The organism is Micromonospora sp. S4605, assembly GCF_003176715.1.
Lineage (GTDB): Bacteria > Actinomycetota > Actinomycetes > Mycobacteriales > Micromonosporaceae > Micromonospora > Micromonospora echinaurantiaca.
The window spans coordinates 32,620-42,872 of the sequence record NZ_QGSW01000156.1; the positions used below are offsets into that span (position 1 = coordinate 32,620).

The following is a 10,253-nucleotide window of genomic DNA, read 5'->3' on the forward strand; positions in this document are numbered from 1 at the left end:
CTGGGGCCGGCCCGTGCCGGCCCCAGGCGCCGCGCTGCGACGTCGTCGGGACGTCGGGAAGTGGCAGCCAAAGCCCGGCCATAGACCATCTTGACTATCGTCGTGTTATCGCTCACAGTCTATGTGCGGACGGTCGTCCATCTTGGCTAGCCGGGCCCGAGATGGCCTCCTGTGATCGCGGGGAATCGAGCGCCTCATTGGGCAGAGGCATGCTTGTTATCGATCACAGCGCGAGGGCGTGACGAGTCCGGGTCATCCGGGTGTCCCGGATGACGGCCAGCGGATCCGTTTCCAGTTCCTGATCTCGAAGGAGAATCATGGTTGCCATCGGTGGGCCCAGCCGGGCCGTGCCACCTCGCCGTAGATGGTCGTCCCGGCTCGCCGCCGCCACCGCGGCGGTGATGGTGGGCGGCATGCTCGTGGCGGTGGCCGCGTCGCCGGCGTCGGCGGCGACGGTGGACACCAACGCGTGGTACGTGTTGGTGAACCGCAACAGCGGTAAGGCGTTGGATGTGTACAACCTGGCCACGAACGACGGGGCGCGGATCACGCAGTGGTCGCGCAACGACGGGAACTGGCAGCAGTGGCAGTTCGTGGATTCCGGTGGTGGCTACTACCGGTTGAAGTCGCGGCACTCCGGCAAGGTGCTGGACGTGTACAACTTCTCCACGGCCAACGGTGCCAGCATCGTGCAGTGGTCGGATCACAACGGCACCAACCAGCAGTTCCGGTTGGCGGACTCGGCCGGTGGTCAGGTGCGGTTGATCAACCGGAACTCGAACAAGGCGCTGGAGGTGCAGGGCGCCTCGACCGCCGACGGGGCGAACGTGGTGCAGTACGACGACTGGGGCGGGGCCAACCAGCAGTGGCAACTCGTACGCGTCGGAGACTCCGGCAACCCCGGTGCCGGCCTGCCGTCGTCGATCCGGTGGAACTCCAGCGGGGTCCTCGCCGGTCCGAAGCCGGACGCGGCCCACCCGGACGTCCGGGCGATCAAGGACTACACGGTGGTGCGCCACAACAACGCGTGGCAGGTGTACGCGACCACGGCCAGCCCTTCGCAGGGTTGGAACCTGGTGCACTTCTCGTTCCCGGACTGGCCGCAGGCGAACGCCGCGACGCACACCTATCTCGACACCGCCACCCCGATCGGGCGCGGCTACCGGGCGGCGCCGCACATCTTCTACTTCGCCCCGCACAACCTGTGGTACATGGTCTACCAGACCGGACTGCCGACGTACTCGACCAGCACCGATCCGAGCAACCCGCGGTCCTGGACGACGCCCCGCAACTTCATGAGCAGCGAGCCGGCGATCGTCACCCAGAACAAGGGCAACGGGGCCTGGCTCGACTTCTGGATGATCTGCGACACCGCCAACTGCTACCTGTTCTCCAGCGACGACAACGGCAACATCTACCGGTCCCAGACGACGCTGGCGAACTTCCCGAACGGGTTCGGCAACACGCAGTTCGCGCTGCGTGACTCGAACGCGTTCAACCTGTTCGAGGGCACCGCTGTGTACAAGGTGGCGGGCAGCAACCAGTACCTGCTGCTCCAGGAGGCGATCGGTTCCAACGGCCGCCGCTGGTACCGGTCGTTCACGTCCGGCAGCCTCAACGGCTCCTGGACGCCGCACCTGGCCACCGAGCCCAACCCGTTCGCGCACCGCAACAATGTGACGTTCTCCGGGACCGCGTGGACGCAGGACTTCAGCCACGGTGAGCTGATCCGGTCCGGCAACGACCAGACCGTGCCGGTCGACCCCTGCCGGCTGCAGTTCCTCTACCAGGGGCAGGACCCGAGCGCCGGCGGCGAGTACATCTCGCTGCCCTGGCGGATGGGTCTGCTGACGCAGACCAACTCGACCTGCTGATGGCACCGGCGCCCCCGCTTTCCGGGTGGGGGCGCCGGCCCCGCCTGACGGCCCGGCCGACCCGGTCTGGCGGTCGATGGTCCCCGGTCGTCCCGGCTCGGCGCCACCGGTGGTCGGTCAACGGCGGGCGGCGCCCACTGACCGCCGCCGGGCGCTCTCCTTGGCATTTTCCGCTGCTTCGGAAAGGCACCGTAAATCGGCCCCCGTGCCGCGCCGACAGCGCGACGAAAATGGTACCCGTCAATTCTCCGGCCTTCGGAAACGGACACACTTCCGGTGGTTCGGCCGCACCGGGGCCGGCGGGACCGCTGGCGTAGACTGTCGGCGATCAATTATCGGCCGCTCGGAAGAACCGCCGTGGCGGCTGCGTGAGCGATTCGCGCCACCCGGCCGGTTTCGGCCGATGCCGGCCCTGGGGCGGTCGCCACAGGCACGTGGGGAGAGTGAGGTGGCCGTGCGCGGTCCTGCGATGACGGACGTGGCTCGCCTCGCCGGCGTCTCCCACCAGACGGTGTCCCGGGTCCTCAACGGCCACCCGAACGTGCGCGAACAGACCCGGCTGCGGGTCCAGGCGGCGATCGCCGAACTCGGCTACCGGCCGAACCGCGCCGCCCGCGCGCTGGTCACCGGCCGATCCCAGGTGATCGGCGTGGTGGCACAGAACACCACCCTCTACGGCCCGGCCTCGCTGCTGGCCGCCCTCGAACAGGCCGCTGCCGAGGTCGGCTTCGCGGTCAGCGTCGGCAGCGTGCGCGACCTCGATCACCGGTCGATCTCGGCCGCGGTCGAGCGGCACCTGGCGCACCGGGTCGCCGGCATCGTGGTGATCGCCCCCGTCGAGTCGGCCGGGGAGGCCCTCGAACGGCTGCCCCACGACGTGCCCCTGGTGACCGTCGACGGCGATCCCCGGAGGCCGGTTCCCCTGGTGACGGTCGATCAGGTCGCCGGTGCCCGAGCCGCCACGCAGCACCTCCTCGACGCCGGGCACCGGACGGTCTGGCACGTGTCCGGGCCGTCGGACTGGTTCGACAGCGCCGGGCGGATCGAAGGATGGCAGGCGGCCCTGCAGATGGCCGGCGCCGAAGTGCCGCCCCTGGTGCCGGCGGACTGGTCCGCGGCGGCCGGGTACCGGTGCGGGCAGATGCTGGCCCGGATGCCGGAGGTCACCGCGGTCTTCACCGCCAACGACCACCTGGCTCTCGGTGTGCTGCGGGCCCTGCACGAGCACGGCCGGCGGGTGCCGGACGACATCAGCGTGGTCGGCTTCGACGACGTACCCGAGGCGGCCTACTTCATCCCGCCGCTGACGACGGTGCGGCCCGATTTCGCCGCGGTCGGTCGGGCGAGCCTGGAGCTGCTGCTGGCCCAGCTCGAGTCGGACGTCGTCGGCCCGCTGAGGCAGACCATCGCACCGACCCTCATTCCGCGCAGCAGCGTCGGCGCCCCGCCGCGTCGCTGAGCCGGCGGTCCGCGTCAGCAGGTCAGGTCCGCCAGGCACGAGGCCCCACGCGGGTGATCCACCGTCCGGCCGCCGAGCGGTGCCGCGGGTCCGGTGTGGACATTACGGTCTGCGGTCCTGAGGATGCGGTCGGCGCCGGGCGACAGCGCCGACCGACCGATCTGGACGGTGGTGTTGTTATGCCACGGCACTGTGCTACGGTAGCTGCATGCACATGCAGTCATCGACCCCCGGAGTCACCCCTGCGGGTGGCGTGAGTTCGGCCTGGTCGCAGGTCGCGGCCTTCGCCTCCGCGGTCGATGCGAGTCTGGGCAGGTGGCTCACGGACGCCTACCGGGTTGGCCTGACGGAGTACCGCGCGCTGGTGTACCTCAGTCAGGCCGCCGACAAGGAGTTGCGGGTCAACGACCTCGCCCAACGGGTCGGTCTGAACCAGAGCTCCGTCACGCGGCTGGTGAGCCGGCTGGAGGCGAAGGGCCTGACGCGCCGCGACATCTGCCTGGACGACGGGCGCGGGGTGTACGCGGTCATCACCGAGCAGGGTGAGGCTCTGCTCAAGCAGGTGCGGGGTCCCTACGAGCAGCGGGTGCGGGAACTTCTCGGCAACGTCGGAGTGCACTTCCCGCAGTTGGACGCGCGGCAGCTGGGCCAAGCCCTGGGCGACATCGGTCGCCTGCTCGCTTCCTAGTGGGTCGGTTGGGTGTTGTCGCAGCCCGGTCAGGTCCCGAAATATGCATGTACATGCAGCAGATACGACGAAAGGATCATCGTGAGCTGGCTCTATCTGGGAATCGCCGTCATCTTCGAGGTCGCGGTCGGCCTCTTCGCCAGCAAGGCGCAGGGCTTCACGCGCCTGTGGTGGACCATCGCCACCCTGGCCAGCGGCGCGATCGCGACCTTCTTCCTCAGCCTCGCACTGCTGACCTTCGACGTCGGTGTCGGCTACGCGATCTGGACCAGCGTGGCCGGCGTGGGCATCGTGGTCGTCGGCGCGCTCTTCCTCTCGCAGCGCCTCAACTGGAAGAAGGCGCTCGGCATCCTCATCGTCATCGGCGGCGTCGTCGGGCTGCAGCTCAGCGGCGCCGCGTGACCCGCACCCATCCACACCACACACGAAGGACTGATTCGATGACCGTGACGACAACCATGAACGACTCGAAGAAGGCCGGCCCCTGGCTCGTGCTCCTCCTCGCCGGCGCATTCGAGGTCGGCTACGCGCTCAGTGTCGGCGGGAGCCAGGGGTTCAGCGTCCTCGGCTGGTCGATCTCCGCTGTCGTCTTCTTCCTCCTGACGTTGTTCTGCCTCAGCGTGGCACTCAAGAGCATCGACGTCGGAATCGGCTACGCAGTCTGGGCCGGCATCGGTGCCGTCGGGGCGGCGCTGTTGGGCCCGGTGTTCTTCGCCGAGTCGCTCACCCCGGTTCGCGCGCTCTGGCTGGCGGTGATCATCGGCGGGGTCGTCTGGCTGAAGCTCGCCGACAGCCCGAAGCTCGATGCGCGGCAGCCCGCGGCCCAGGTTGGCGCCATGCAGTGAGCGGATGGCGAAACGGAGGGTCTGTGCCGAATTCGGTCAGAGCCATTCGTCGACCGTGGTGAGCTATCGCGTTGACCGCGGTGGAAGGGCCCCATCCAGATTTCCCGTCTGGAGGGGTCCTTCCGGTCGTCAGCCTTGAGCCGCGGTCAGGTCGGCACTCACGGAGCGGTTGGCGGTTCGGCCTGGTACGCCCGATGCAGCAGCGCCAGGAAGGACGGCGCTTCCGGCAGCGGCACCGAGGCGATCCGATGCACCGCCACACCCGGCGTCCATGAGTTCATGACCGCAGCCCCGGCCAGCGCCGGCAGGTCGGCAAGGGTGACCTCCCGGACGCGCTGGGGGACACCGAGGCGATCCAACTGCCGGCGGACGATGGCCATCGTGGTCCCGCCCAGCATCTCGGCCGCGGGCCACACCACCGTGGCGCCGTCCCAGAAGGCCAGGTTCCAGATCGACCCTTCGCTGAGTCGACCCCGGCGGTCAACGAAAGCGACGTCGTCGAAGCCCTGTCCAACGGCCTGACGGAGGAAATACGTCTTCCCCACCTCGCCGACATGCTTCACGGCCGGCAGGACCCGTTCGTACTCGACCGTCGCCAGCGTCAGCGGGCCCGGCGGCCCGGACGCGGCCGGCCCGGTGCGGACCAGCACTTCCGGCTCCGCATCAGGCCGGGCCGCGGTGAACTCGCCCGCCGGCGAGTACACCGTGGCGAGCAGCGAGAGGTCATCAGGACCGGCCTTCAGCGCCGTCCGCAGGTAGGAGCGGACCCGATCATCAGGCAGAGCCTGACCGAACATCTCCATCGAGGCGAGCCGTAGCCGGTCCAGATGAAGGTCGAGGCCCCGGACCCGGCCTCCGCGTACCTGCATGGCGGTGAAGTGGGCATAGCCCGCGAAGGCGAGCGGCGTCAACTCCTCGGCGGTCGCCGCACGGCCGTTACGTTGAACAACGAAGGAGGTCATATCGCAAACGTAGGATCTGACACCGATGTGAGGTTCAAGCGCGGATGAGGGAGGTCACACGGGAATGAAGATCGGGGAACTGGCTCGCGAGACCGGCGTCAGCCCGCGACTCCTGCGCTACTACGAGGAGCAGGGACTGCTCACCTCGTACCGCGTCGGAGGTGGGCACCGGCGGTACACCGATGACGCCCCGGTTGTGGTCGGCCACATCAGGGCGTTGCTCGCTGCTGGCCTGCCCACCAGCGTCATCCGCGAGGTGCTGCCCTGCGTCGAGGGCCCGGGCCCGGAACTGGAGCACTGCGCGGCACCGACGCTGTGGGAACAGCTTCGTGGCCTCGACGACAAGATCTCGACGCTCCAGAACGCCCGGTCCGCTCTCGCCGTGCTCCTCGCCACCACCGCCCGCACGGCCGGCGCACGATCAACCTCCAGATGACGCGACGATCATGGCTTCCGTGACGTGATCCACCACGTGGACTCCTCGGCACCGATGAGTTTCGGAGGGCTGATCGGTCTGCCCTCGTGACAGCCGACCGTTCAGGAGAGTTTCGATGACCTCGATCCAACCCGTCGTCAGCACGCCCGACCTGCCCCGCCTGCGCAGCTTCTACGAGACGGTGCTCGGCGCCACGCAGACGCTGCGCGTACCCGAGGAGGGGCCGGAGTTCTACGTCGAGCTGCGGATCGGCAACACCGCGCTCGGCCTGGTGCAGCGGGACGACACTCAGATCGGCGCACCGGTACGGATCATCCTCAGCGCCGACGTCCCGGACGTCGACGCGCTGCTGCCCACGGTCGAGTCGGCCGGCGGCAGCGTGCCGGGCCAGCCCAACGACATGCCGTGGGGCCAGCGGGTCGCGCACGTGCTCGACCCCGACGGCAACATGCTCAACCTGACCAGGTGGCTGTAGCCGTCAGGCCTGCGAGTTCACCGACCCGATCGACGACGTGCCCGGAACCGGCCGCCGGCTACCTGGCGGGCTGCCGGCGCACCATCTCGGCGATCCAGACGGGCGCGAACGGAGACGTGCAGCCCGGGGAGGTCGGGTAGTCCTTGAGCACCTCCAGGCGCTCGCCGATGTCGATCGCGCGGGCGCGGTGCTCGGCGTGCTCGATGCCGATCTGGGCCAGGCAGTGGTTCATCGCCCATTGCAGGCGATCGGGGGCGTCTCGCATCTCCGTTTCGATGACGTCGAGCAGACCTGGGAGGTCGAGGCCCTCGGGCTTCTTCGCCACGCGTTCGGTGGTCAGCGCCCAGCCGGCACTCGCGACCACCGGATCCGGATCGGTGAACCAGGCCAGGCGCAGCTCTTCGGCGTGCGGGTTCTTCTTCACCACGTAGTTCACGAGCCAGTCGTGCACCTTGGGTGTGCGCGCCTCGCGCACCATGACGTCCAACTCGTCACGCGCGAACGCCTTCGGCCGGCAGATCAGGATCGCCAGCAGGCGCGCCGCGGTGTCACCGGTCGCCCAGAGCTGCCGCGCGAGTTCCTGCTGCGTCTTGAGCCGCTTAGCGAGGGCGCGCAACCTGCCGAGGTTCACACCGTGGTCGTCACCGTGCTTCTCGTTCACTTCGCGTGCCTTCGGGTCCTCGAGCGCGGCCAGCTCGGCCATCACCTCGGTCACCGTCGTCCCGTCCAGCGTCGTCCCGGCCACCTCAGCCTCCTGGTCCATCAGGCGCAGGATGCAGCCTACGTCGCGGGTCGACCTCCTGTCGTGCACGCCGGGCCGGCGTTGGGCGCCGACCGTCGCGGCGCCCGCGAACCGCGGCCAGGCCACCACCGGGCACGGTGCGAATCCAGGTCGCGGCCGTGCCGAGCGGGATCGTACGGTGAGCGGCGTGTCCGACGACGGCTTCCCGAACGATGTCAGTGGCCACTTCGAGATCCACATCACCGTGCACGAGTGGAGCGCCGGCGAGCTGGCGGGCTTCGCCGAGGAGCACGGCCTGAAGTACACCCACGTGGTCCTGGACCGGGGCGAGAAGCCGTCACAGCCCATGCTCACCCTGACGGGCTCCGGCCCGCTGCACCGCCAGCGCGACACCGCCGACCAGTGGGCGGCTCGGCTGCGGGCCGCTGGTCTCGGCGTCGCCCGGGTCAAGGTCGAGGCCGCGCCGTGGTGCGACGGTGTGCCGGTGACCGACGGGGACGCCGCGGCCGAGCCGCCCGGACGGTACTTCGAGCATCACGTCAAACTGCTGTTGCCCGCCGGTGCCTCAGCGCTGGCGGCGGCATCGACGGTGGCGGAGCGGCACGACGCCCGGCTGTCCCGCAACGCCCGGCGGGCGCGGGATGACGGGCGGCAGGAGCGGTTCGTCACCCAACGGTGCCATCGGTTGGGCCGCGCGACCGCCCGGGCTCGTCTCGATGACCTCGTCGCGGCGCTGCGGAGCGCCGGCCTGGAGATCGTCACCGTCGAGCAGGAGTACGTCGTCTTCGACGACCGCATCGAGCTCGACGCGGGCTGGCTCGCCCCGACCGGACCGAACCGATCGCACTGACCAGGGAGGAAACGATGCCCACGGCGTCCGCCGGTGCGGCCGGCTACCCGCCCACGTACCAGCCGTTGCCGCCCCGGCCCAAGCTACGGCAGCGGGCCGTGTTCGATCCCGCGCTGAAGCAGTACGTGAACGCCTACCGAGCGGGCGAGCCGGTGTTCGCCGACCCCGGCACCGGCCAACGCTGGCGTGCTGCCCGCCGCGCCGCCATGTGCCACCTGATCGACGTCATCGCCGACACGCCCTGGGCCCAGCAGCTGGTCCTGCGAGGCAGTGTGACGATGTCCGCGTGGTTCGGCGCCGCCGCGCGGGAGCCCGGCGACGTCGACTTCGTCGTGACTCCCTTCTCGATGAGCATCCGCAGCGACGAAGCCCAGGCGATGCTGGCCGGCGTCCTGTCCGCGCTGCGGGCCCGGCCGGGCGCCGGCCTCGACCCTGATCTGGTGGAGACGTCCGACATCTGGACCTACGAACGGGCCGACGGACGGCGCCTGGTCATCCCGTTCACCACCGACGACGGGCTGACCGGATTCGTGCAGGCCGACTTCGTCTTCAACGAACACCTCGACCTCGAACCCGTCACGATCCGGTTGGACGGCGTGTACCGCCCCGTGTGGGCAGCCGGCCCGGCGCAGTCGCTGGCCTGGAAGCTGATGTGGCTCGCGACGGACATGTACCCCCAGGGCAAGGATCTCTACGACGCCACGCTGCTCGCCGAGCACACCACCGTGGACCTGCGACTCGTGCGGGACCTGCTCCGGCCGGAACTCGGCCGCGAGGCCGACGACTTCACCGCCGCATCGGTCCTCGACTGGGACGTCGACTGGGACAACTTCACCGGGGAGTACCCGGGCGTGCCCGGCAACGCCGCCGCCTGGAAACGCCGACTGGCCCTCGCGCTCGAGCGAGGGTTCACGGAGTGAGCGCTCATCTTCCCGGGGCCTCAGGGCTGCGGGAGTGGATGGTTGCCGATCAGCGGTTGTCCGGGTCTGACGTCGGTGAAGAGGATCTCTCCAACCGTTCGCGTAGTCGCCGCGATTCCCGGCCCCGGTAGGCCCGCAGGACGCTCTCCAGGGTGTCGCGGACGTCCGGGTCGGGATGGTCGGCCAGGTACGCCAGCTCCTCGGCGCCGCCGCGTCGGCCCCTGCCCAACTCGCCGAGCACGTCGATGATGTCGTCGGCGGTGGTGGCCGCCCTCAGCCGCGCCATCAGCTCGCTCTTCGGCCGGGGCGGCTCATCGTAGGGGAACCGGCGGCGCAACCTGGCTGCCTTGTACCCACCGCGGGGAAGGCAGGCCGGGCACGGGCAGGGCCGGCGACCGTGGGCTGCCGGCAGGTATCGCCAACCGACGCCCTGCGGGACGTCACGGATCCGTCGTATCTCGGCGGTGGTGATCGCGCGGGGCACGAACACCTCGTAGCCGCGCGGATCGTCGAGCTCGCGTACGGCGGCCACGGCCTGGGCGGCGGTGGCCTGGCGTGGTGGAGCACCGTAGTGGCCGACGGTCACCGGCTCGTCGTCGGGCAGTCGTAGCTGAACCGCCGCCAGCACGCCCGGGTGCCAGCGTCGCAGCTCACGCACCCACTGGTAGGTGAGAGCGAACGATGGCAGCACCGGCATGCAGTACACGCCCCGTCGACCGGTGGGCCCGTGGCTGCGCGCGGCGACTCCCGAGCGCTGGATGCGTCGCGCCGACTTCGCCCCGGTGATGTGCACGAACTCCGCCATCGCGGGGATGGTAGCCGGCCGGGCGGAGGAAAGGACGACGAGTTTTTCGGCGACAGCGGGCCGCGGCTAATACTCCAGCCGGGGATCGTGATCACGGCTCGATGAGGGCTTGTCGGGCGTAGTGGCTGGTCATGGCTCTGGCTTGGTGGCGGCGTCGGCGGATGGACCAGAGCAGCGGGTCGTAGCGTCGGCGGGTG

Annotated in this window: 13 protein-coding genes; 9 read left to right on the top strand and 4 right to left on the bottom strand. The window is 69.8% G+C overall.

What is annotated here, in order from left to right:
• Positions 1-223: 223 nt before the first annotated feature.
• Positions 224-463, bottom strand: coding sequence for a hypothetical protein (locus DLJ47_RS36770; RefSeq protein ID WP_233257782.1), 240 nt, complete (start codon positions 461-463; stop codon positions 224-226).
• On the opposite strand from DLJ47_RS36770, the gene DLJ47_RS11245 reads away from it, so the two are divergent.
• The 5 genes from DLJ47_RS11245 (at position 456) to DLJ47_RS11265 (ending at position 4,866) form a co-directional block, all read left to right on the top strand.
• Positions 456-1,874 (top strand): non-reducing end alpha-L-arabinofuranosidase family hydrolase, encoded by a 1,419-nt coding sequence (locus DLJ47_RS11245; RefSeq protein WP_342447632.1) that lies wholly within the window; start codon positions 456-458, stop codon positions 1,872-1,874. The genes DLJ47_RS36770 and DLJ47_RS11245 overlap by 8 nt on opposite strands.
• A gap of 469 nt (positions 1,875-2,343) precedes the next feature.
• Positions 2,344-3,333: a LacI family DNA-binding transcriptional regulator gene (locus DLJ47_RS11250; RefSeq protein WP_199235786.1), complete on the top strand. Its 990-nt coding sequence runs from the start codon at positions 2,344-2,346 to the stop codon at positions 3,331-3,333.
• A 208-nt stretch (positions 3,334-3,541) separates the two neighbouring features.
• Positions 3,542-4,021 carry a MarR family winged helix-turn-helix transcriptional regulator gene (locus tag DLJ47_RS11255; RefSeq protein ID WP_109899984.1) on the top strand — a complete coding sequence of 160 codons (480 nt, stop codon included), beginning with the start codon at positions 3,542-3,544 and terminating at the stop codon, positions 4,019-4,021.
• An 81-nt stretch (positions 4,022-4,102) separates the two neighbouring features.
• A complete protein-coding gene (locus tag DLJ47_RS11260; RefSeq protein WP_109899985.1) occupies positions 4,103-4,423 on the top strand; it encodes a DMT family transporter in 321 nt (106 codons plus the stop codon).
• 38 nt (positions 4,424-4,461) lie between these two features.
• Positions 4,462-4,866 (top strand): DMT family transporter, encoded by a 405-nt coding sequence (locus DLJ47_RS11265; protein WP_109899986.1) that lies wholly within the window; start codon positions 4,462-4,464, stop codon positions 4,864-4,866.
• Between the two features lie 158 nt (positions 4,867-5,024).
• Here the strand turns inward: DLJ47_RS11265 and DLJ47_RS11270 are convergent, their stop codons facing one another.
• The gene (locus DLJ47_RS11270) at positions 5,025-5,828 is read right to left on the bottom strand and encodes an aminotransferase class IV family protein (protein ID WP_199235787.1); all 804 of its coding nucleotides are present in this window, start codon (positions 5,826-5,828) and stop codon (positions 5,025-5,027) included.
• A 64-nt stretch (positions 5,829-5,892) separates the two neighbouring features.
• On the opposite strand from DLJ47_RS11270, the gene DLJ47_RS11275 reads away from it, so the two are divergent.
• Together DLJ47_RS11275 and DLJ47_RS11280 are read left to right on the top strand one after the other, a co-directional pair.
• The gene (locus DLJ47_RS11275; protein WP_109899987.1) at positions 5,893-6,264 is read left to right on the top strand and encodes a MerR family transcriptional regulator; all 372 of its coding nucleotides are present in this window, start codon (positions 5,893-5,895) and stop codon (positions 6,262-6,264) included.
• A 115-nt stretch (positions 6,265-6,379) separates the two neighbouring features.
• The gene (locus tag DLJ47_RS11280) at positions 6,380-6,739 is read left to right on the top strand and encodes a VOC family protein (protein ID WP_109899988.1); all 360 of its coding nucleotides are present in this window, start codon (positions 6,380-6,382) and stop codon (positions 6,737-6,739) included.
• 58 nt (positions 6,740-6,797) lie between these two features.
• Here the strand turns inward: DLJ47_RS11280 and DLJ47_RS11285 are convergent, their stop codons facing one another.
• A complete protein-coding gene (locus DLJ47_RS11285) occupies positions 6,798-7,502 on the bottom strand; it encodes a DNA alkylation repair protein (RefSeq protein ID WP_199235788.1) in 705 nt (234 codons plus the stop codon).
• A 166-nt stretch (positions 7,503-7,668) separates the two neighbouring features.
• Between DLJ47_RS11285 and DLJ47_RS36775 the strand changes: the two genes are divergently transcribed.
• Both DLJ47_RS36775 and DLJ47_RS36780 read left to right on the top strand, forming a co-directional pair.
• Entirely contained in the window at positions 7,669-8,331 is a 663-nt protein-coding gene (locus tag DLJ47_RS36775) for a hypothetical protein (RefSeq protein WP_233257779.1), read from the top strand.
• 14 nt (positions 8,332-8,345) lie between these two features.
• On the top strand, positions 8,346-9,251 hold the full coding sequence (locus DLJ47_RS36780; protein WP_233257780.1) for a nucleotidyl transferase AbiEii/AbiGii toxin family protein: 906 nt from the start codon (positions 8,346-8,348) through the stop codon (positions 9,249-9,251).
• Between the two features lie 49 nt (positions 9,252-9,300).
• Here the strand turns inward: DLJ47_RS36780 and DLJ47_RS11295 are convergent, their stop codons facing one another.
• Positions 9,301-10,056, bottom strand: a complete 756-nt coding sequence (locus DLJ47_RS11295) for a HEAT repeat domain-containing protein (protein WP_146228073.1) — start codon at positions 10,054-10,056, stop codon at positions 9,301-9,303.
• Positions 10,057-10,253: the final 197 nt, after the last annotated feature.